Genomic DNA, 20,035 nt, shown 5'->3' on the forward strand with positions numbered 1-20,035 from the left:
GATACAGCCGATGCCCGGACCACGGACCGTCACGGCCTACGAGAGCCTCTCGCCCGAGGATTTCGACGGGCTTGCCGACGGCGTCGTCCGCCTGGACGACGCCGGCATCGTGCTGGCCGGCAACCCGGCCGCCGCGTCCCTGCTGGGCGTCCCGGTCGGCGCCATGGCCGGCCGCGACTTCTTCCGGGACCTCGCGCCGGGCGCCAACGTCCCGCGCGGCTACGGCCGGTTCCTGGCCGGCGTGCGCGGCTCCGGCGTCGACGCGAACGGAACCTTCGCGTTCGACCAGGCTCCACGGCCCGTTCGCGCCGACCTGCACATGGTCTCCGCCGAGCACCCGGGCGTGCACTGGATCACGATGACGCCCGTGGCGGACGGGATAGGGCGCGAGGGCATCGCGGAGGTCCAGCGACGCGTGCGCGCGCGGCCGGTGGATGCGAGCCAATGCGAGCGCGAGCCGATCCACGTTCCGGGGTCGATCCAACCCGACGCCATCCTGCTGGTTGCGGACGCGACCCTCGGCGTCGTCGCCCACAGCGCCAACGTGGCGGATGCCCACCTGCCGGTGGACGGGCCGCTGATCGGGCGAGGGCTCGACGCGCTGCTGCCGGCGTCGTTCGTCGATGAGATCCGTTCCGCCCTTGCAGCCGGAGGGCTTGCGGAGGGCGGCTTCGTCGACCGGACGATGCGCCTGCCGGATGCGACGGGGGAGCCGTTCCTCGTGGTGTGCCACGCCCATGCCGGGCGGGTGCTCGTCGAGTTGGAGCCGGTGCCGGAACGGTCCGACGACTTCGGTCCCGCAAGGTCGGTCAGCACGGGCGTCGCCGTCGCCCGCCTCCGCAATGCCGGCACCGTCGCCGAGGTCGCGGCGGCGGCGGCGCGCGAGATCCGGTCCGTCACCGGCTTCGAGAGCGTCCTCGTCTATCGCTTCGACCCGGACTGGAACGGCGAGGCCATCGCCGAGGACATGGTTCCCGACTGGTCGCGCTCCCTTCTCGGGCTTCACTTCCCGGCCTCGGACATCCCGGCCCAGGCCCGCGCGCTGTACCTGAGGTCGCGCATCCGGTTCGTGACCGACCGGGACGGCGCGCAGGTGCCGATCCTGGCGGATGCCCGCCTCGACGCCCCCATCGACCTCAGCTTCGCGCAGCATCGCTCGCTGTCGCCGATCCACTTGGAGTACCAGCGCAACCTTGGGGTCAACGGTTCGATGTCCGCCTCCATCATCGTGGGCGGCGTCCTCTGGGGGATGATGATCGGCCACCACCGCCGTCCCCACTACGTGCGGCCGGCGATGCGCGCGGTCGCGGCGCTCCTGACCGACGCGTTCGCCATGCGCCTGCAGGAAGTCGAGGGCCGGCTCCTCTGGGAGGACCAGCAGGCCCACGTGGCCACGCAGGTTCGCCTCGTCCGCAAGCTGACCCAGTCGAACGACTTCGTCGACGCACTCACCGTCGGCGAGACCACGATGCTCGACCTGTTCGATACGGCGGCGGCGGCGGTCGTGTCGGCGGGCAAGGTGACCCTGATGGGCACGACGCCGGGGCCCGACGAGGTCCTGGCTTTACGCGACTGGCTGGCATCGACCCATCCGTCGGAAGACACGAGCTTCGTCACGCATGCCCTGTCCGCTCAGTACGAGCCCGCGACCAGGTTCGCCGACCGTGCCAGCGGCCTGATCGCGGTCTTCGTCGACGACGCGCGCGACCATCTCCTGATGTGGTTCAAGCCCGAGGTGCCGAGCACCGTGTCGTGGAGCGGCGATCCGAACAAGCCGGTCGAGCCCGACGGCACCGCCGTCCTGCCACGGCGGTCGTTCGAGCGCTGGGTTGAGGAGCGCCGAAGGCAATCGACGCGGTGGGCGTCGTGGAAGGCCCCGTTCGCCTCGTCCCTCGCGCAGGTGGTGGAGGGCGTGGTGCTTCGGCAGCGGCGCATGATCGACGATCTCACGGGGCTGCTGGCCGAGAAGGAGCGTCTGCTGGAGCAGAAGGACGTCCTGAGCCGGGAGATCGACCACCGGGTCAAGAACTCCCTCCAGATCGTCTCGGCCTTCCTGCAGATGCAGCAGCGCCAGACCGAGGACCTGGCCGCCAAGCAGGCGTTCGCCGAGACCTCGGCGCGGGTGATGAGCGTTGCCCGCGTCCACGACAGCCTCTACCAGGCCGAGAACCTGGAGGAGGTCGACCTCGGCCAGACCATCGAGATCTTGTGCCAGGACCTGTCGGGGATGGCCGGCGACGGCCAGACCGTCGGCATCGTCACCGACGCGAAGGTCATGGTGCCGTACCGCAAGGCGGTGGCGCTCTCGCTGATCGCCACCGAGCTCGTCACCAACGCCTTCAAGTACGCGACGACCGCCGCCGGTACGGCACGGGTCGAGGTCAGCATCTACGGCCAGGACGACGGCGGGGTGCGGATGCGGGTCTGCGACGATGGCGAGGGCCTGCCCGAAGGCTGGGCGGAGCGGAAGCCGAAGGGCACCGGCCTCGGGATGCGGCTGGTGCGTGCGATGCTCGACCAGATCGACGCCCGGCTTGAGGTCTCGAACGACCCCGGAGCTTGCTTCACCGTCTACGCCTAAGGCCCACGGAGCGGAAAGCCGAGACGGCGCCCGCACTTGGCGGCCTCGGGCCTTAAGCATGGACACCGGGGATCCTTGACGGACCCCGGGCATGCCGCCACGATTCCAGCCATGGAACTTTCCACGGCCGATCCTACTCAGTCGCGATCCGTCGCCCACCTCGGCGCCCTAGATCCCGTCTCGGAACCGGCGTTCGACGACATTGTGATGCTGGCTTCGCAGATCTGCGGCACGCCGGTGGCGCTCGTCAGCCTCGTCGAGGAACGGCGGCAATGGTTCAAGGCCCGCGTCGGTTTCGAGCCGTGCGAGACGCCCCTCGACAGTTCGGTCTGCAAGCACACGCTCGACCACCAGGGCCTTCTCGTCATCCCCGATCTGACGCGCGACGAACGAACCCGCGACAACCCGCTGGTGACCGGACCGCCCTACCTGCGCTTCTACGCCGGAGCCCCCCTCGACGTCGGTGCCGGGCCCGCGCTCGGCGCGCTCTGCGTGATCGACCATGAACCGCGCGAGGGTCTTGAGCCGTTCCAGGCCACCGCGCTCGAAGCGTTGGCGCGCCAGGTTATCGCCCAGATGGAGTTGCGCCGCGCGGTGACCGAGGTCGCCCGGCGCACCTCCGAGCTTGAGGCGAGCGAGGCGAGGCTCAGGACCATCTTCCAGACGACCTACCAGGTGCAGGGCCTGCTGGCCCCTGACGGCACGGTCCTCGACGCGAACGAGACCATGCTCAAGGCCGCCGCGGCCGCGCGCGAGGAAGTAGTGGGTCGGTGCCTTTGGGAAACCCCGTTGTTCTCCGAGACCTCCGGGATGCCTGAACGCGTAAGGGAATGGGTACAGCGGGCCTCCTCAGGCGAGACCGTGCGCCACGAGATCGAGGTCGTGCTACCGGGCGGGCGCCGATGTTTCGACTTCGCCCTGCACCCGGTGCGCGACCCGGACGGGACGGTGCTCGGCATCGTGCCCGAGGCTGTGGACCTGACCGACCGGCGCTCGACCGAGGGGCAGTTGCGCCAGGCCCAGAAGATGGACGCCATCGGGCAGCTGACCGGGGGCATCGCGCATGACTTCAACAACATGCTCGCCGTCATTGTCGGCAGCCTGAACCTCCTCGAACGCCGGTTGGCCAAGGGCGGGACCGACGTCGGCCGCTACATCGACGCCGCCCTGGACGGGGCCAACCGCGCCGCCGCGCTCACCCACCGACTGCTCGCGTTCTCGCGCCAGCAGCCGCTGGCCCCGGAGCCGGTCGATGCCAACCGCATGGTCGCGGACATGTCCGAACTCCTCTCCCGCACCCTGGGCGAGGCGACCCGGATCGAGACGGTGCTCTCGGCCGGGCTTTGGAAGGCAAACGCCGATCCGAGCCAGCTTGAGAACGTGATCCTGAATCTCTCGGTGAACGCGCGCGACGCGATGCCGGACGGCGGGCGTCTCACCATCGAGACCGCCAACGCACACGTCGACGACGACTACGCCAAGGAACATGGGATCTCGCCGGGCCAGTATGTCCTCGTTGCCGTCTCGGACACGGGGACCGGGATGCCGCCCGAGGTGGCTGCCAAGGCGTTCGATCCCTTCTTCACCACGAAGGGCGTCGGCAAGGGCACCGGACTCGGGCTGTCCCAGGTCTTCGGGTTCGTGCGCCAGTCGAGCGGTCACGTGAGGATCTATTCCGAGGTGGGGCACGGCACCACGATCAAGGTCTACCTGCCGCGCTTCCACGGCGAGGAGGCGTCGAAGGCATCACCGTTGGCCGCGAACGCAACGCAGGGCGGCAACCGGACCGAGACCGTGATGGTGGTCGAGGACGACCCCCGGATGTGCGCCTGCTCCGTCGAGAGCCTTAGGGAGCTCGGCTACGACGTCGTCCATGCCGCGAGCGGGCCGGAGGCGCTGCGGATGATCGAGGCGGGCCAGGACGTGGCACTACTGTTCACCGACATCGTGATGCCGGAGATGACGGGTCGCCAACTGGCCGACGCTGCCATGGTACGCCTTCCGGGCCTGAAGGTGCTCTACACGACCGGCTACACGCCCAACGCCGTCGTCCATAACGGGGTCCTCGATGCCGGCACGCATGTCCTCGTGAAGCCGTTCGGGATCAGCCAACTCGCCGCAAAGGTTCGTTCGGTATTGGACGCTTAGGCACGCCGATCACGAATCGGGCCTTCCAGGAGCACCTGGGATCCAACGCTTGTTGCGCGCGCTGAACGTCCAAGCCGGCTGGGAAGCAAGCTTTAGCCCTCCGCCCGGAAGCGGACGGACGGGTCGCGACCCAACCACGCCGTAGAAGTTGGTCGATAGCAAACCCAAAAGCAGCCATCCATCCGGCGGCTGGAGGCGTCCGAGCGCTTGGCTGACTGCGCCATAGACGCAGCGATCCACTCTCGTCGCGTGGCCAGACGTAGTTAGATGCTCATCGAGAAGGTTGCTCAGTCGTTCCAAGCGAACAGAGCTGTCGTTCTTGCCCGGCAACGGGAACACCTCCATCACGAGGGCCTTCGCTTTTCCTCCGACCACCCCGAGCCAGCGCCCGATGCCGAACTTAATGGAGTCCAGCCTGCGTGCCGCCGCCGAAGGCCTTGTCGCGCTGGTGGCGGCCTGCAATCGATTGCGCCTTCCGAGGAGGCAGCACCCCTTTGTAGTCGGTGTCCACGCGCCGATGCGCGAGGAGTTGACCCTGCGGGATTTGCCCGTGACCGGGACGATCCCGGTGGGGCTCGAGGGCCGCTACCTCAAGATGGGCGCCAACCCCGCCCGCCCGACGACGCGCGGCCACGATTGGTTCCTGGGCGACGGCATGGTGCACGGTCTCTGCATCGAGGACGGAAAGGCCCTGTGGTACCGTAACCGTTGGATCGGCTCGCATGCAGTTTCCGCAGCGCTCGGCCGCCCCGCTGCCCCGGGGCCGCGCCGCGGCGACGACACCGTCAACACCAATGTCGTCGCGATCGGCGGCCGCGCTTTTGCCGTGGTCGAAGCTGGCAGCTTTCCCGTCTTTTTATCCGAGGACTTGGAGACGCAGCGCTACGATACGTTCGACGGCACCCTCGCCGGTTCCTTCACGGGGCACCCGCATCGCGATCCGGCGACCGGTGAAACACATGCCATCGCCTATGACGGCCGCGTCTGGGATAGCGTGCGCCACGTCGTCATCTCGCCCCTGGGCCAGGTCGTGCGTGACGTAGCAATCCCAGTCGAACACGGCCCTTGCATCCACGATTGCGCGATCACAACCCGCTTCGTCGTCGTGCTAGACCTGCCCGTCACCTTCTCGATGCGGGCAGTGCTGGCAGGACACCGCTTCCCGTTCCGCTGGAACCCGGCCCACCGCGCCCGCGTCGGCCTGCTCCCGCGGCATGGCACGGCCGCCGACATCATCTGGTGCGCGGTCGAGCCGTGCTTTGTCTTCCACGTTGCCAATGCCTACGAAGACGCTGATGGGCGGGTGATCCTCGACGTCATCACCTACGAGAGGGTGTTCGCCTCGGCAGGTGGCGGCCTCGATGCACCGGGCCGGCTGGAGCGCTGGACAGCCGACGCCACGACGGGGCGGGTCGACCGCCGGGTGATCGATTCCGCGGCGCAGGAGTTCCCCCGGATCGACGAGCGTCGCTTCGGGCAGCCCCACCGATACGTCTATACGGGCTCGGTCCCCGCCGACGGCAACACGCAGCTCTTGGGCGCGACGCAACTCTATAAGCACGATCTGGAGACACGGGAGCGGCGCGTTCACGAGTTCGGCCCCGACCGCGTACCAGGCGAGTTCGTGTTCGTGCCGGCGAGGCCCGAGGCTGAAGAAGACGAGGGCTGGCTCGTCGGGCTCGTCGTCGACACGGTGAGTGATACGACCGACTTCGTCATCCTCAACGCGCGCGCATTCGAGGCGCCGCCCGTCGCCGCGGTGCACCTGGGGCATCGGATCCCGCCAGGCTTTCATGGGAACTGGTTTCCAAAGTCGTGGGCCGAGTGACCGTCTCTGGATGCTTCGGCAGTTGATCCGCTTTCCTATGTAATATCTCATGGGGCGCAGGATTGTCCCGTAATGCCCGGGAAGCCGAAATGCCCGTTGCGAGCGACCCGAAGCCTGCCGTCATCCAGGATCACGGAGGAAAGCCGTTCCTCCCCGGCTTCGTGCCCGGACCGCTGGGACCGACAGGTCTCGCTGCCATCGATGCCTACCAGCGGGTAGAAAACGACCTCTCGGTCGGCCAGATCTACCTGCTCGACAACCCGCTGCTGCGGGAGCCCCTGTCCCTGGGACCAGTTAAGCCGCACCTACTTGGCCATTGAGGCAGTACGCCCGGCCTCAATTCCATCTATGCGCACCTCAGGCGCGCCCTTCGATTGCAGATTATACGAGGGTGAGCTTAGGTGGCTGGACGGGCTCGGCCGCAAGCCGTTGAAAAATTCCAAGTACGGACTCGGGTGACGCCTGCGTTGCCGCCCCCTTGGCTACGTCATCCTGGGACCACATCCAGGTGCGTGCAGGGTCGCTCCGCATGGACCAGGCGGGAAACAGTCGCTCGGTCGCATCCGCATAGACGAGTCGCGTGATCTCCAGGTGCCGTTCGTCCTGGACGATCCGCGCATAGGTCGCATCGAGAGCGTCTGCGTTGCCCTCCAAGAGCTGGAGATAGATGTCGCCACGACAAACCAGAGCGCCGGTCAGACCGTCCCGCGTGTTGCAGCGCCGCGATTGGGTGAGGATGCCATCCAGGGTGGATTGATCGAATCCGAACGGACGGGACGCATAGACGAGCTGCACGAGCTTCATTTGGCTAGCCTCCGATCGCGTTACCTTCGAAACCTTGGGGTCACCCGCAGGAGGCGGTTTGGGTGTCAGCCCGCCGCCTTTCTTCGAGGCCGATCTCGAGAAGCCGCTGCGCCAGCAGGACAGCCGTAGGCGCGTCGACGGCGGAGGCATCCGCGCCGACCCGCTCGACGAGTTCGGGCTTATCGAGGAAGACAGGCCCCCCCACCATGATACCGACCGAACGGTTCCGGGAGACGTCGCGGATCGACTGGATCGAGGCCGTGAGCCCTTCGATGCGGGTCTCGCAGCTCAGCGTGAGTCCGACGACATCGAACGACGTCGATCTCACGAGGCTTGCGATCTGCCCCGGGCTGGACGCCAGGCCACTCGTGACCTGCCATCCTGCGACCTGCAGGAACTGCTCCACGACGGCCACGCCAAACGTATGCAGCTCGCCCGGTGCCCCCATCAGGAGGGCCGCCCGGGCCTCGTCGTGAGCGGAGAGCTTCGTTTCGGATCGGTATTGCGAGAGGAGCAGCTGGAGGCGGGCAACGCCCACGGTCACCTCGATGAAGTCGCAGAGGTCCTCGTCCCATAGGCGTCCGAGCAAGGAGGCGGCCGGTGCAAGGAGTTCGAGGAACATGCTCTCGGTCGAATGGCCTTTGGCCAGGTGATCCCTGACGGCGTCCGAAGCGGCCGAGAGATCCGAACCGAGGAGGAGCTGCGTGAAGGCTTCGATCTGTTGCGCGTCAGGTTTGGCGAGCGGAGCGCTCGCCGCGGGCGCAAGCTGCGGGTGAAGCAGCTTCAAACGCGGGATGATGTCTGTTTCGACGATGCGGCTGAGAGCTAGGGCGCGCTGGCGGCTGTCCTCGGCCGTGCGTTTGCGCGCATAGGCAAGCCGAACCTCCGAGACCCAGCCGGCGGGTCGCGCCGACGGATCAGTCCACGCAGTGGTGGACAAAGCGAGGTTTGACATGGTCCGCTCCCCCGAACGCTCTTCCTGTGCCGGGGCGATTGTCGGTCGATGGCCGTGCGCCTCTTGGACCCATCAGAGCGCCGCGCCGACGGAATGTAAAGGCGCTCGCGAAAAGTTCCCGGCTCAACGTGTGCTTTGGTCCGCTCGACAATCCAGAGGGGGTATTCTTGTATCCGCCCCGCGCGCGCTCATCGATCAGGACATCGACGCTGCAGGGATATGGCTGGAAAGTTGCCGAGCGCTGCCGCGACTACAGGCGCCCGAGCGTATGGAGTGGACCCGTGTCGAGTTGCTGCAGGATGCGCGTCAGGGCCGCGATATTGTCCTTGTCGTCGGTGCTTTCGAGGGCGTCCTGCAAGACGACGCGGATGTCCTCGGCTTCGACCTTCTCCATGTCCCAGTTCGGATAGAGCCGCTCCCGCTCTTCCTCACTCTGGCTGAGCGTGACGAGATCGTGATGGCGGGGATCACCCTGGAGGCTCGCGACAAGATCTTGCATCTGGGCCGCCGGCCCCTCGATCCATTGAAAGAAAATGCCACTGCCGAAGACCAAAACTCCGGTGATGCCGCGAGCGAGATTGTTCCGCTGGGCCGCCTCGACAATCCGGTCGACCTCCGCGTCATCGACGCCATCGGCGGCACGGCTGCAGTAGACGAAGTGATACAGAGCGGGCAGAGCGCCTTCGTCCAACTCAGCGCCACGGAGAAAGCCGTATTCGTCCAACATGGGTGGACCCTCTCCAGGGATGCTGGACGAGCCGTTCTGCCCAGCATGAGGACGGCAGGATAGCGCATCTCACCGGATTTGAAACTGGACTTGGTTGCCCAGGTCTTTGCGCCGATATCGCGGGTTCTCCCGCGTGATGGGCCCGTCAGCGCGAACAGCCTCGGCCAATCCCGCCTTTCACGTACCCCTTGAAGGACTGTCTCGAACATGAGGCGCGAGCGCGTAGCGAGGTGACAGCATCCGTTACCGAGTCTTGCTGCCCAGCTGGCAGGCTTCGAACTGAAGAGCGCTGTCTTCGGGTATCCATGGTTTCAACCCGGCACGCAATTAGCTAGCGCCGCAGCTGATTGCCGCTTCCACGGGGCTGCTCCACAAAAGCGAACTGGCAGGAAACCACCAACCCAGTCGTAGTGCGGACTGACCGAAGCCGACCCAAATCTGCCGTAGAAGTCGCTGCGCCACGATCCAAGAAGCGGTCGTTCGTCGGTTAACGGATCCAGAAGTCGCCCTCTGCAACGAGCAGTTTCTTGCCGCTGTCCACTAAGCTCCCAAATCGCGACGTCCGCCTTTCCTAGCGGTCAAGGTTTGCAGGTCCCGCCCTACGACCCTTGGGATGGGTGGATGGCCACAGCCCGATGCTCAAGCCGAGACCGGCGCGCGCAGAAGGGTGTAAGTCTCCCGGTAACTGCGCGGCCCGATGACGGGAAGCAGTAGATTCCTGGCCCAACTCGGTATCCGTGCGGTCCGCGATAGGCGATCGGTCATCGCTTGGACATGGGCCACGCGGGGCCGGCGTAGCGCCTCGTACTCGGCACCGACCATGCCCCATTCGGTCCGCTCGGCAAGCAGCGCGGCCAGCACCAGCGCATCTTCCAGGGCGAGCGCCGCGCCCTGGGCCCAAACCGGTGCCATCGCGTGCGCGGCGTCTCCCACGAGCGCCACCCGGTTCCGGGTCCAGCTCGGAATGCGGACCTCTTTGAGCGGGGAATGATAAAGCGCTTCGGGCTGGGCCAGAACCGCATCAAGGGTGTCGCGGACGAGCGGTGGGAACGATGCAAAGGCAGTCCGGAAGGCCGCCAAGTCCTGCCCCCGTCCGGCGGTCTCGCCGACTGAGACCCAGCCGTAGACCTCGCCATGGTCGACGGGGATGAGCAGGAACAATCCGTTTGATCCAGCCCAAAGCGTCCACGCGTCAAGGCCTGGGTTCGGCGCCATGAAGCGCCAGCTCGCTGGGGCCAGCATCGCCGCTCCAAGCGCGGAAGCGCCGAACGTGTCGCTTCGAACCCGCGAGTGGACACCGTCGGCGCCGACGAGGAATCCGCCGGTTTCGGCCGTCCCATCCTGAAGCTCGACCGCGACGCCCCTCGGCATCTGCCGGACGGCGCTGATCTCAGATCCCGGCCGGAGATCGGTCGGGGGAAGGTCGAGCGTCAGGAGGCGCAGCAGGTCGGCGCGACGCACACAACGCGGGCACGCTTCTTCCCCCCAGAACGCCGCCTCGTCGATTCCGAAGAGGAGGCGCCCGCTCTCGGTGCGGTACTCGCGCCGACGGACGGGTGAGCCGATGTTGCGCAGGGCTTCGCTCAAGCCGAGCTGGCGGAGAGCTTGGACTGCGTTCCCCGGCAGGTTGATGGCGAGGCCCGCATCGGCCGGCGTCGGGCGCCGCTCCAGGGTCAGCGAGGGAATGCCGCGTCGCTGCAGCGCTCGCCGCATGGCAAGTCCGGCGATACCGCCCCCGGCTATAAGCACCCGGCCCGCTGCGCTGTCGTCCATGCTGTCTCGCCTCGTTGCCTGGCCCGTCGTCATCGTGACCGCGGCGTCGTCAAGCGCAGGGCCATGCTGGAGAAGACACCATCCCGGCGGATCAGCCCGTGCATCAGCGCGGCACCGAGATGGGCGAGGATGAGACCGAACAAGGCGTAGGCCAGCACCGTGTGAAGTGGACGCAGCCAAGCGTAGATCGTGGGATCGCGCGGCAGGATCGGCGGGAGCACCACCGCGCCGCCAAGCCCGATGGGGTACCCGGCCGCCGACAGCATCGCCCAACCGATCAGCGGCAACCCGAGCATCAAGCCGTAGAGCAGGATGTGCGAGGCGTGCGCAGCCTGTCGCTGCCAGCCCGGAAGGTCCGCCGGCAGCTCGGGCGGCGGATGACGCCAGCGGTTGACGAGGCGGAGCGCCGCGAGGATCAGGATGCCGATGCCGAGGGGGCGGTGCAGCGCCACGAGGGCGTCATAGTGCGCCAGAGAGGTCACCATCGCCACGCCGATGAACAGCATGGCCAGGATCATGCCGGCCATGGCCCAGTGCAGCAGCCGGGCCGGTCGGTTGAAGTTCATGGTGGTGCTCACAATCCGGCTCCTGCAGCGGGGACATCGTGGACTGCGCTCGGGGCCTTCGGCTCGCCGGCGCGTCGCGTGAAGGATTGCGCGTAGGCCGCCGAGCGCGCGCTGAGCAGCGGATCGTCCGATCCCGCGATGCCGGCGGGCAGGACCAGGGGGTCGAAGTTCACGTCGCGGCAATTGCCGCTGGCCTCCGCCTCCGTCGCGGTCACGATCACCGTCCCGAGGTCGAGGCTCGTCCGCTCGGCCGGCCAGGGACGCGTCGCGTCCGCTGTTGGATCGCCTGCGTCGCCGAGGGTGGCGACAAGGTGCCAGCGGACGGGCGCCCGACGGACCGCGGACTCGAAGTCGTCGAACAGGTAATTCTTGTCCGCGCGTGCGGTCTGGGCCGCACTCTCGGCTGTGACGGCCTGCTCCGGCACGAACGCCCAGCGAACGGGCGTTTGCGTGCCGTCTCCGGCAACGAACCGGAAAGCGTTCAAGCCCCGGAAGGTGTCGTCGGAGAACCCGGAGGTGATCGTGCGCGCTTTGATCAAGGCCGCCGCCGTCGCGCTCTCGGGGTTCGCGGCGAAGAAGGCTTTGAGTGCCTCGGGATCGGGCTTGCCCGTGGCCGGATCGGGCTTGGCGGCGAGAAGCTGGGCATAGAACGCCTCCGAGGTCCGCACCGGGAAGACCGGGATGTCGTTGTTGCCGGTGCGCCATTCCTCGCCGTCGGGAAGTTGGAAACGGAGTGCGAGGCTGCGGACCGTGGTCGATGCATCTGCTGCGTAGGGCTGGCCGCCCGCGAGCGCGATGCGCCCGGTGACCGGGGTGATCTGACCCGCCGCGAACAGCGACGCCTTCGATAGTCGCGCGCCCCGGCCGGTACTCTCGAAGCGGCCGGCTAGGCAGAGCCCCTTGGCGTGGTTACGCCGGAATCCCGGATGCGGGCCGTTGACCCGCTCGAAGCGGTCGACGATCCGAGCCTGGGTCAGGGCGCCCGGCGAGAACCAGCCGCCGACATAGGCGAAGGCCCCCGCAGCACCGACGACAAGCCCTCCGATGGCACCGAGCCGCAGGAGGACGGCGCGCGGGTTCAGAGCCGGACTAGCGCCGGTCAGGTCGTTGAGGAGGGACATAGCTGGCCTTCAGATCTTCTTCGCGGTGGCGCGGCGGATGTCATTGGCGAGTGGGTGAAGGACCACCGGGTCGGCCGCTCCTACAAGGCTGTAGCCGAGCCCGTCCTGAGCCCAGGCGTAGCCGTTCGACGTCGCGGAGATGTGCGTCTGCATCGGCGCGTCGCCGGGCACGGACATCGGCCGCATCAGCATCACGAAGCGCGCGCCGTGCCCGTCATCGTACATCAGCAGCCCGGCGGGCCCCTGCTGCGTCGCGACGAGGCGCCCGCCCATAAGGTGATAACCGGAGCTGCTAAGGTCCGGCACGCCCACCGGCCGCTTGAGCCGGGCCGAGAACCAGCCCGCGAGTTCGTCCCGGTCGGCGGCAGCGAGCTCGACGGGCCGGGTGTGGTCCGGAGCATAGACCGCGTAGTTCATGCTCGCCGCCTGGGCCAACGCTTCGATCCCAGCCGGCGCCGACGAGACCACATCGCGCAGGCCCCAGCCTCCGGCGCCGCCGAGGAGAAGAAGCAGACCGGCTGCCATCGCCTGCCAGACGGGACGTTGCGGGCGACGGCGTGCCTCGACGATCCGCGACAGGTTCAGCTGGGCAGGGACCGGCTCCGCGGCGATGGGCGCGAAGGCGGCCCGCATCTCCTCGCCGAGGGCGACGAGGCGGTCGACGCGCGCCCGCGCCTCGGGATGGTCGTTGAGATAGGTTTCGACCTCGCGCCTGCGGGCGGCATCCAGCCGCTCGTCCAAGAGGCGCTGGAGATCGTCGTCGCTGATGGGACGCATGGTCATTTCACCCTCCGCAGGAGCGGCCGCTTGGCCGGAACGGCCGCCTCCGCGCCGTCCATCAGCTGGAGCATCCGGTCTCGGGCCCGTGACAGCCGGGACATCACGGTGCCGGTCGGGATGGCGAGGATTTCCGCCGTTTCGGCGTAGGACAGGCCCTCCACCGTCACGAGGAGGAGGACGCTGCGCTGCTCCTCCGGCAGGGCATCGAGCGCGCTCATCAAGTCGCGGTGGCGAAGGCCGCTCTCCTGTGTGGGTGCCACAGCGAGGTTGGCTTCCGCCGTATCCTCGATCGGCATGTGCGCACCTCGCCGCGCGCGCTGGCGCATCTGCGTCACGGCGAGGTTGTGGAGGATGGCGAAGAGCCAGGTTCGCGTGTCGCCATCGACTTGGCGCTGGTGCCACCGACCGACGGCCCGTTCCAGGCAATCCTGGACGAGATCGTCGGCATCGGTGGGATTGCGCAGGAGAGCACGGGCGTAGCGGCGGAGGACCGGGATCAGCGGCTCGATGAGGCGCATCATGTCCGTCATGTCCGATCTCCTGGCATGGGCGGGACCCCTCCGTGCGCAAGCCAAACGATGTGAGTCTGCTCTGGGCTTGGCTTCGGAGGCATGGACGCTGCCAATCCGGGATTATTCCACGCACGCGGCGATCTTTTTCAGGCTCGCATCACGTACGCATGCTCGGTGATGTGGCTAGGAATACGAGCATCAAAATTCTTCGACGCGACCTGGAATAAGCAGCCGAAGACGTCGTCTGTCCGGCATCCCTGCTTAGCGTTGGTCGATCAGGCAGGAAATACTGGAGATTGAACATGACGATGCTCAAGACTGTTTCGGCCCTCGTTTTCGCGTCTGCCTGCACCCTTGCCGCCTTGACCGGAGCCTCCCAGGCCCGGACCGTTTCCCATCCCACCGAGGACCCGTCGACCACGGGCTCGGTCCTGCCGCAGGCGCGGTCAGCCTACTGGCTCGGCGGGATGGACACCGACAGCGGCAACGCGCGGAACCCTGCCCTTCCAGGCTATGCTCAGGGGCGCGGCCAGGAGACAGGCGGCCCCGCCCGTGAGCTGATCCCGAACTAGCCCGGCTTTCCCCGAGCGCGGACGAGCCCGCGCTCGGGAACGCTCGACACCATCCAGTCAAAGCAAATTGTTTGAGACCGGTACCGCGGTCCAGACGCAGGCATCATGCGAGCAACCGGGGACGGTCGCCCGCGCGCGGGTTCGACTGAGAGGGATGGCCAGTGTTTTGATTTTACGACCGTAACGCTCCCGCGTGCCGATGAAACGCTGCAGACATCTGCGGGAGGCAGACACTCAACAGGCGCAGCAAGGGTTAGTCGCCCTCTGAGCGCATTCCGAGGTGTCTTCTATATCTGAGCATAGCCTAATCCGTCACATCGCCGGGTTGGTAGTCTCGCTTATGAAGCGCAGACGCATCTCGATTATAGGCAAATAGCATTCGAGGACGAGGAAAAGGTGATGCAAATTCTGGCCGATCATTCCAGCTTGAGGCCACCCCCCAAAATAGCGCCTCCCTACAAATTTAACATCGGCGCTGCAGACATCGTTGTTGTCTCCGACGGGGTGCTTGATATTGGGCCTCCGGCCATCGCGTTCGGCGGCAGCCCGACGGAAGAGCTTGAACGGCGCTTGAAGCAAAATTTCTTGCCGACCAAAAGCATCACGATCCCCATGAATATCCCCGTTATCTCTATAAACGGAAGAAATGTGATTTTTGAAACTGGGATCGGATCCTCGAAAATTTTCGGGAGCAGCGGTGGCTTATTGCAGGATGGCTTGATAGCAGCTGGTATCCATCCAGGAAGCATAGACGCTGTTGTGTGCTCGCACCCTCATCCCGATCATATCGGCGGGCTGTGCGATGACAAAGGCAATCCCCAATTTCCAAATGCCACAATTTATTTGACAAAGATTGATTTTGATTATTGGACCGACGAATTATATTTTGAATCACCAATTGGTTTCGCGGTTCGGATAGCGCGAAACAACCTGCTGCCAGTGAGAAATCGGATTGCTTTCTTCAAAGACAATGAAGAATTCTTGCCGGGAATACAGGCCATTTTTACGCCAGGCCATACCGCAGGACATAGTTGCTTTCGGCTTCACTCAGGTGATGAGCAACTGTATATTATTGGCGATCTGGTGCATCATGCGGCATTGATTTTCGAAAGTCCAAACCTCAAGTTTTTTGCTGATATTGACCCGGATCAGGCAGTAAAATCAAGGATAGGCCTGCTATCAAGCATCGCTGAAACGCGCGCACGCTTATTTGCATGCCATTTTCCATGGCCTGGTTTGGGTCATGTTGCTGTCGACGGCGACGGCTTCAGATACTATCCTAGCGAAATTCGATGGTAAAATTGATTATCATCCATCAAGGCTGAGTTTCGCTACCCTCAAGGAAATGACCGTCAACCGGGGTGTTCAGACCCTCAAAGATCCGGAAACTCTCCTGCCAAGTGGTCGATCAGGGATCGGACGCCGGGCGGCAGGCCGCGGTGGGTCGTGAAAACCAGATGGACGATGCCGTCCCTGCTCCGCCAGTCCCGGAAGACACGGACGAGCCTTCCGGCGTCGATGTGTGCTGCACAGGCGTGATCGGGCAGGAAGGCAACGCCCAGTCCGTCCGCTGCGGCATCGCAGAGAACGGCGTAGTCGGCGCAGGTCAGGCGCGGCTCGTGGCGCATCACATGCGCTGTTCCGTCCTCTCGCTCCAACATCCAGGTGGTTTCACCCACCTCGTCGCTCGTGCCCATGGTCGGGACGGACGCGAGTTCGGCAAGGCCGGCGCCGAGGCCGTTCGCGAACCGCGGGCTTGCGACGAGGATCCAGCGAGAGCGGCCGAGTGACCGCATGGTGAGGGACGCATCGCTCGTCAGCTCGTGTCGAACGCGCAGCGCGACGTCGATCCGCTCCTCGATCAGGTCGACGGCTCGATCCGTCACGACGAGTTGGAGCTGGACCTTTGGGAAGCGGTCGAGGAAACCTCGCACGATAGCGGAGACGACCTTCACGAGGTTCCGCGGGCAACTCATGCGGATCCGCCCATGCGGTTCAGCTTGGGCTTCCGCGATGAGCGCTTCGGCCCGCTCCGCCTCCAGCATGATGGCGCGGCAACGCTCGTAGAAGGTCTGTCCGACTTCAGTGACGCGGAAGCGCCGGCTGGAGCGCTCGATGAGCCGCACCCCAAGTCGGGCTTCCAGCGCCGAGACACGCCGGCTCAGCTTCGACTTCGGCTCGCGAAGCGCCCGGCCTGCGGCGGTGAAGCCGCCATGGGCAACGACCTCGGCGAAGGTGACGTAATCGTTGAGGTCTGGGCGCATCATCGTTCCCCGATTGGAACGCTAAGTGCCATTTCCACTGCCTGTTCGCATCATCGTTCTGGGAGCATCTCTCTCGTCAGCGGCTCACACGCAGCCGAACCATGGAGAGCGATGATGACCGGCAGATTCCAGGACAAGGTGGTGGTGGTGACTGGTGGCACCAGCGGCATCGGCCTCGCCGCCGCCAAGGCCTTCTCGCGCGAGGGCGCCTCGGTGTTCGTGACCGGTCGCCGTCAGGACGCGCTCGACGCGGCGGTAGAGCAGATCGGCGGCCGGGTCACCGGCGTTCGGGGCGACATGGCGAACCTCGCCGACATCGACCGCCTCTACGATGCCGTCCAGCAGAAGCACGTGCAGATCGACGTCGTCTTCGCCAATGCCGGCGGTGGCGCGTTCGCGCCGCTCGGTACCATCACCGAAGAGCAGTTCGATAGCACCTTCGATACCAACGTGAAGGGCACGCTCTTCACTGTCCAGAAGGCCCTTCCGCTTCTGAAGGATGGCGGCGCGGTGGTGCTGACCGGCTCGACCGCTGGCAGCGAAGGGACGCCGGCCTTCAGCGTCTATTCCGCTAGCAAGGCAGCCGTTCGCAACTTCGCGCGCACCTGGATCCTCGACCTGAAGGAGCGTCGCATCCGCGTCAACGTGGTCAGCCCCGGTGCGACGCGCACGCCGGGCCTCGTCGGCCTTGCCGGCGACGATGCCGAGAAGCAGCAGGGCCTTGTTGATTTCCTGGGCTCTCGCATCCCCCTCGGACGCGTCGGCGAAGCGCCCGAGATCGCCAATGCGGTCCTGTTCCTGGCCTCCGACGAGGCGAGCTTCGTCAATGGCGTTGAGCTGTTCGTCGATGGCGGTCAGGCACAAGTCTGACGAGGCGGGTTGAACGCTCACAGATCAAGAGCTGTCATCAACCGACGCTACTCTCGTGGTTTCGCCTTCGCTGATCCCTGTCCGCGGTCAGCTACCGAAAGCCGACGACGTGAGCAACCATGCCCGCTTCTCGCCGAATTTCATGAGAAGCGGACTGGCCGCTTGCCACCCATCCCGGTCGTAGAGCGGCCGGACGGGTCCCGACCCAGGCCGTGTCAAAACGCATTGATCGTGGCCGCCAGCGTCGATCAGCAGGATGACGACGGCGGCGCGGCGGGCAGCTTCAGGCTCGAATGGCCTGGATGAGCCAAGTTGCGCCGAACAGGCGGATCATCCGCTTCACGTTGTAGGCGAGGATGGCGAGGCTCATCTCGGTTCTCACGCCTTTCAGGCCCTTCATCAGGAAGGGCGTACTGCCCATCCAGGCTTTCGGCGTTCCAAAGACGTGCTCGACCGTGGCGCGCCGGACCGCCATGGCATCGAGCCGCCTCTGCATGGCCTCCAGCCCCGCCTCGTGCTTCCAGCGCTTGAAGCGCTTGACCTTCTCGGGCGTGCAGCGCGCTCGCGTCGCGCAGGCATGACAGGTGCGCCCCCCGCCACTCCCGTCGTTTCTCGCCGAGGTCAAGATGTGTGGGCATGCTGCAACAGCCTGCGGCATTTGCAATCAACCGAGGGCGAGGTCGCGCGGAGCGTACCGTCCCTGGGGGGTACTGTTTCCGATAGAACGACAACGCCTTGAAGCACCATGGCCCGTGCATTTTAGAAACTATCTAAACTATTGAATCACTTGCATAATTTCTGAATAGCTGTTTCCTCGCCTCATCGAGATCGAGCGATCACGGATTGATCCAGGGGTGATTGGAGCGGGGTTCATGCAGCCGACATTGATCGAGACGCTGCATCGGAGCGAAGGCGTCAGGCTTCGGCGCTTTCTTCTGCGCCTGCTCGGCAGCCCCGACGCAGCCGCCGATGCTCATCAGGAAACCTACCTGCGGATGCTCGGCGCCGTGTCGCGTGCGCCTGTCGAGCACCCGTCCGCCTTCCTCTTCCAGGTCGCCAACAACGTCGCGCTGCGGATGCGGAACCGGCATCGGCTGGAAGGCACGCTATTCCAGGCCGTGACCGACGGGGACCTTGCGGAGATCGTCGATGGATCTGCCATGCTGGAGCGCCAGGTGATCGCGCGCCAGGATCTCAGACGGTTGGCGGCGGCCATCGACGCCTTGCCGCCCCGGTGCCGCGAGGTCTTTTTGCTCGTTCGGTTCGAGGGCCTGTCGAACGGTGAGGTCGCCAGCCGCCTGGGCATCACCCGGAACATGGTCGAGAAGCACCTCATCAAGGCGCTCCTGCACTGCCGCCGCCGCTGCGCCGATCTTCTTTGAGAGACGACGTCAGGAGATTGGCGGCCCGTTGATCTGAGGGTGTAGGAGCAGGGGGCTGGGCCGTCCGGGCTTGGTGCATTCCGGATGGAGCAGGGCTGTGGCTGGCCGCGACGAGACCGACGCGCACGACTCGGGAGAAGACCCGGTCTACGAGGCCGCCGCGGCGTGGGTCGCGCGCCTCGCCTCGCCCGATGCGACGGACCGGGACCGGGACGCCTTCGAGGCCTGGCGCGCCGCCGACCCCGCCCATGCCGATGCCCATGCCGAGTTGGAGGGGTTGTGGCGCAAGCTCGGTCAAGTGCCAGATCCCAGGCTTCGCCGCGCATCGTCCAAGGGGGTAGCCGGGATTGCCATCGTCCTCGTCCTCGGGGCCACGCTGGCCTTTCAGCTCGGGCTAATCGACTGGCTGCGTTCCGATCTCTGGAGCGGCGTCGGCGACATCGTCCACGCGACCCTGGCGGATGGCAGCCGGATCGACCTCAACACCGATACGGCCATCGCCCTTCGCTTCAGCGAGACCGAGCGTCGGGTCGAGCTCCTGCGCGGAGAGGCGTTCTTCGACGTGGCCTCCGACCCGCGGCGCCCGTTCGTGGTGCGCGGCGACGGGTTGAGCGTCCGGGCCGTGGGCACGCGCTTCGTCGTCCGCGCCGACAGCGCGGAGATCCCGGTCGCCGTGATCGAGGGTCGCGTCGATGTCGCAGCGTCGGGGCGCCCCGTCCGGATCTCGGCGGGCGAGGCGGTCCGCCGCGCGGAGGCCGAGTCCCTCTCGGTGACGGCGGCGAACACGGACCGGATGACGGCGTGGCGGGAGGGACGCCTGCGCTTCTCCGGCGAACGGCTCTCCGCCGTGCTGGCTGAATTGGACCGCTTCCGTCACGGACGCATCGTCCTCCTCGACGCGGCGGCCGGCGAGCGCCGCGTCACCGGGGCCTTCGACGCGCGCAACACGGACGAAGCCCTCGACGCGATCGCCGCGACCATGGGCGTTGAAGTCACGCGCCTGTCGCCACTCCTCGTCCTCGTCGGATCACCGTTTCGGAAATCGTAAAATAAGTTCGTCATCGAACGTCAGGATTCCGGGGCCTCGTTGATCTCAATCGGTGGGGGGCGAGCGGGCGCGACGCGTGCCGCCTCCCTTCGAGAGATGGACGG

The 20,035-nt window shown here is 66.1% G+C and carries 17 protein-coding genes and 2 pseudogenes; 9 read left to right on the forward strand and 10 right to left on the reverse strand.

Annotated features, from left to right (window positions below; all coding sequences use genetic code 11):
* Nucleotides 1-10: 10 nt before the first annotated feature.
* From MKK58_RS05840 to MKK58_RS05855, 4 genes and pseudogenes are all read left to right on the forward strand, one after another.
* Nucleotides 11-2,581: a histidine kinase dimerization/phosphoacceptor domain -containing protein gene (locus MKK58_RS05840; protein WP_243911198.1), complete on the forward strand. Its 2,571-nt coding sequence runs from the start codon at nt 11-13 to the stop codon at nt 2,579-2,581.
* 111 nt (nt 2,582-2,692) lie between these two features.
* Complete coding sequence (locus MKK58_RS05845; protein ID WP_243911199.1) at nt 2,693-4,729, forward strand: ATP-binding protein; 2,037 nt, start codon at nt 2,693-2,695, stop codon at nt 4,727-4,729.
* Between the two features lie 403 nt (nt 4,730-5,132).
* Nucleotides 5,133-6,557 carry a carotenoid oxygenase family protein gene (locus MKK58_RS05850; RefSeq protein ID WP_409565191.1) on the forward strand — a complete coding sequence of 475 codons (1,425 nt, stop codon included), beginning with the start codon at nt 5,133-5,135 and terminating at the stop codon, nt 6,555-6,557.
* A gap of 89 nt (nt 6,558-6,646) precedes the next feature.
* A pseudogene (locus MKK58_RS05855) lies at nt 6,647-6,874 on the forward strand (hypothetical protein); the annotation flags it as partial.
* Nucleotides 6,875-6,938: 64 nt separating this feature from the next.
* Here MKK58_RS05855 and MKK58_RS05860 read toward each other — a convergent pair.
* The 8 genes from MKK58_RS05860 to MKK58_RS05895 all read right to left on the reverse strand — a co-directional run bounded on the left by MKK58_RS05860 (nt 6,939) and on the right by MKK58_RS05895 (nt 13,813).
* Entirely contained in the window at nt 6,939-7,361 is a 423-nt protein-coding gene (locus tag MKK58_RS05860; RefSeq protein ID WP_056472901.1) for a BLUF domain-containing protein, read from the reverse strand.
* A gap of 40 nt (nt 7,362-7,401) precedes the next feature.
* Complete coding sequence (locus MKK58_RS05865; RefSeq protein ID WP_056472904.1) at nt 7,402-8,316, reverse strand: B12-binding domain-containing protein; 915 nt, start codon at nt 8,314-8,316, stop codon at nt 7,402-7,404.
* Between the two features lie 250 nt (nt 8,317-8,566).
* A complete protein-coding gene (locus MKK58_RS05870; RefSeq protein WP_055955782.1) occupies nt 8,567-9,043 on the reverse strand; it encodes a BLUF domain-containing protein in 477 nt (158 codons plus the stop codon).
* Nucleotides 9,044-9,682: 639 nt separating this feature from the next.
* Nucleotides 9,683-10,816, reverse strand: a complete 1,134-nt coding sequence (locus tag MKK58_RS05875; protein ID WP_056472974.1) for an FAD-dependent oxidoreductase — start codon at nt 10,814-10,816, stop codon at nt 9,683-9,685.
* A 29-nt stretch (nt 10,817-10,845) separates the two neighbouring features.
* Entirely contained in the window at nt 10,846-11,394 is a 549-nt protein-coding gene (locus MKK58_RS05880) for a cytochrome b (protein ID WP_056472909.1), read from the reverse strand.
* Nucleotides 11,391-12,503, reverse strand: a complete 1,113-nt coding sequence (locus tag MKK58_RS05885; RefSeq protein ID WP_056472912.1) for a catalase family peroxidase — start codon at nt 12,501-12,503, stop codon at nt 11,391-11,393. Before MKK58_RS05885 ends, MKK58_RS05880 begins: the two co-directional genes overlap by 4 nt.
* Before the next feature lie 9 nt (nt 12,504-12,512).
* Nucleotides 12,513-13,280 (reverse strand): anti-sigma factor family protein, encoded by a 768-nt coding sequence (locus MKK58_RS05890; protein WP_056472976.1) that lies wholly within the window; start codon nt 13,278-13,280, stop codon nt 12,513-12,515.
* Between the two features lie 2 nt (nt 13,281-13,282).
* The gene (locus MKK58_RS05895) at nt 13,283-13,813 is read right to left on the reverse strand and encodes a sigma-70 family RNA polymerase sigma factor (RefSeq protein ID WP_056472915.1); all 531 of its coding nucleotides are present in this window, start codon (nt 13,811-13,813) and stop codon (nt 13,283-13,285) included.
* A 284-nt stretch (nt 13,814-14,097) separates the two neighbouring features.
* On the opposite strand from MKK58_RS05895, the gene MKK58_RS05900 reads away from it, so the two are divergent.
* Nucleotides 14,098-14,367, forward strand: coding sequence for a hypothetical protein (locus MKK58_RS05900; RefSeq protein WP_056472917.1), 270 nt, complete (start codon nt 14,098-14,100; stop codon nt 14,365-14,367).
* A 399-nt stretch (nt 14,368-14,766) separates the two neighbouring features.
* Nucleotides 14,767-15,666, forward strand: a complete 900-nt coding sequence (locus MKK58_RS05905) for an MBL fold metallo-hydrolase (protein WP_147765121.1) — start codon at nt 14,767-14,769, stop codon at nt 15,664-15,666.
* Nucleotides 15,667-15,740: 74 nt separating this feature from the next.
* On the opposite strand, the gene MKK58_RS05910 is transcribed toward MKK58_RS05905, so the two are convergent.
* Nucleotides 15,741-16,634 (reverse strand): LysR substrate-binding domain-containing protein, encoded by an 894-nt coding sequence (locus MKK58_RS05910; RefSeq protein ID WP_147812808.1) that lies wholly within the window; start codon nt 16,632-16,634, stop codon nt 15,741-15,743.
* A 111-nt stretch (nt 16,635-16,745) separates the two neighbouring features.
* Here MKK58_RS05910 and MKK58_RS05915 point away from each other — a divergent pair, with 111 nt between their 5' ends.
* Nucleotides 16,746-17,501, forward strand: coding sequence for an SDR family NAD(P)-dependent oxidoreductase (locus MKK58_RS05915; protein ID WP_056472979.1), 756 nt, complete (start codon nt 16,746-16,748; stop codon nt 17,499-17,501).
* Nucleotides 17,502-17,784: 283 nt separating this feature from the next.
* Here MKK58_RS05915 and MKK58_RS05920 read toward each other — a convergent pair.
* A pseudogene (locus tag MKK58_RS05920) lies at nt 17,785-18,084 on the reverse strand (transposase); the annotation flags it as partial.
* Nucleotides 18,085-18,373: 289 nt separating this feature from the next.
* On the opposite strand from MKK58_RS05920, the gene MKK58_RS05925 reads away from it, so the two are divergent.
* Together MKK58_RS05925 and MKK58_RS05930 are read left to right on the forward strand one after the other, a co-directional pair.
* Nucleotides 18,374-18,883 (forward strand): RNA polymerase sigma factor, encoded by a 510-nt coding sequence (locus tag MKK58_RS05925; RefSeq protein ID WP_056350841.1) that lies wholly within the window; start codon nt 18,374-18,376, stop codon nt 18,881-18,883.
* A 97-nt stretch (nt 18,884-18,980) separates the two neighbouring features.
* Complete coding sequence (locus MKK58_RS05930) at nt 18,981-19,931, forward strand: FecR family protein (protein ID WP_243911200.1); 951 nt, start codon at nt 18,981-18,983, stop codon at nt 19,929-19,931.
* Nucleotides 19,932-20,035 lie beyond the last annotated feature (104 nt).

Source organism: Methylobacterium sp. J-078, assembly GCF_022829285.1.
In the GTDB taxonomy this organism is placed as follows: Bacteria; Pseudomonadota; Alphaproteobacteria; order Rhizobiales; family Beijerinckiaceae; genus Methylobacterium.

Excerpts from the sequence above, each read along its gene's own strand:
- MKK58_RS05865 (WP_056472904.1), bottom strand. The coding sequence starts at position 8,316 with ATGTCAAACCTCGCTTTGTCCACCACTGCGTGGACTGATCCGTCGGCG.
- MKK58_RS05895 (WP_056472915.1), bottom strand. The coding sequence starts at position 13,813 with ATGACGGACATGATGCGCCTCATCGAGCCGCTGATCCCGGTCCTCCGC.
- MKK58_RS05875 (WP_056472974.1), bottom strand. The coding sequence starts at position 10,816 with ATGGACGACAGCGCAGCGGGCCGGGTGCTTATAGCCGGGGGCGGTATC.
- MKK58_RS05870 (WP_055955782.1), bottom strand. The coding sequence starts at position 9,043 with ATGTTGGACGAATACGGCTTTCTCCGTGGCGCTGAGTTGGACGAAGGC.
- MKK58_RS05885 (WP_056472912.1), bottom strand. The coding sequence starts at position 12,503 with ATGTCCCTCCTCAACGACCTGACCGGCGCTAGTCCGGCTCTGAACCCG.
- MKK58_RS05905 (WP_147765121.1), top strand. The coding sequence starts at position 14,767 with ATGCAAATTCTGGCCGATCATTCCAGCTTGAGGCCACCCCCCAAAATA.
- MKK58_RS05925 (WP_056350841.1), top strand. The coding sequence starts at position 18,374 with ATGCAGCCGACATTGATCGAGACGCTGCATCGGAGCGAAGGCGTCAGG.
- MKK58_RS05910 (WP_147812808.1), bottom strand. The coding sequence starts at position 16,634 with ATGATGCGCCCAGACCTCAACGATTACGTCACCTTCGCCGAGGTCGTT.
- MKK58_RS05900 (WP_056472917.1), top strand. The coding sequence starts at position 14,098 with ATGACGATGCTCAAGACTGTTTCGGCCCTCGTTTTCGCGTCTGCCTGC.
- MKK58_RS05890 (WP_056472976.1), bottom strand. The coding sequence starts at position 13,280 with ATGCGTCCCATCAGCGACGACGATCTCCAGCGCCTCTTGGACGAGCGG.
- MKK58_RS05845 (WP_243911199.1), top strand. The coding sequence starts at position 2,693 with ATGGAACTTTCCACGGCCGATCCTACTCAGTCGCGATCCGTCGCCCAC.
- MKK58_RS05850 (WP_409565191.1), top strand. The coding sequence starts at position 5,133 with ATGGAGTCCAGCCTGCGTGCCGCCGCCGAAGGCCTTGTCGCGCTGGTG.
- MKK58_RS05840 (WP_243911198.1), top strand. The coding sequence starts at position 11 with ATGCCCGGACCACGGACCGTCACGGCCTACGAGAGCCTCTCGCCCGAG.
- MKK58_RS05915 (WP_056472979.1), top strand. The coding sequence starts at position 16,746 with ATGACCGGCAGATTCCAGGACAAGGTGGTGGTGGTGACTGGTGGCACC.
- MKK58_RS05860 (WP_056472901.1), bottom strand. The coding sequence starts at position 7,361 with ATGAAGCTCGTGCAGCTCGTCTATGCGTCCCGTCCGTTCGGATTCGAT.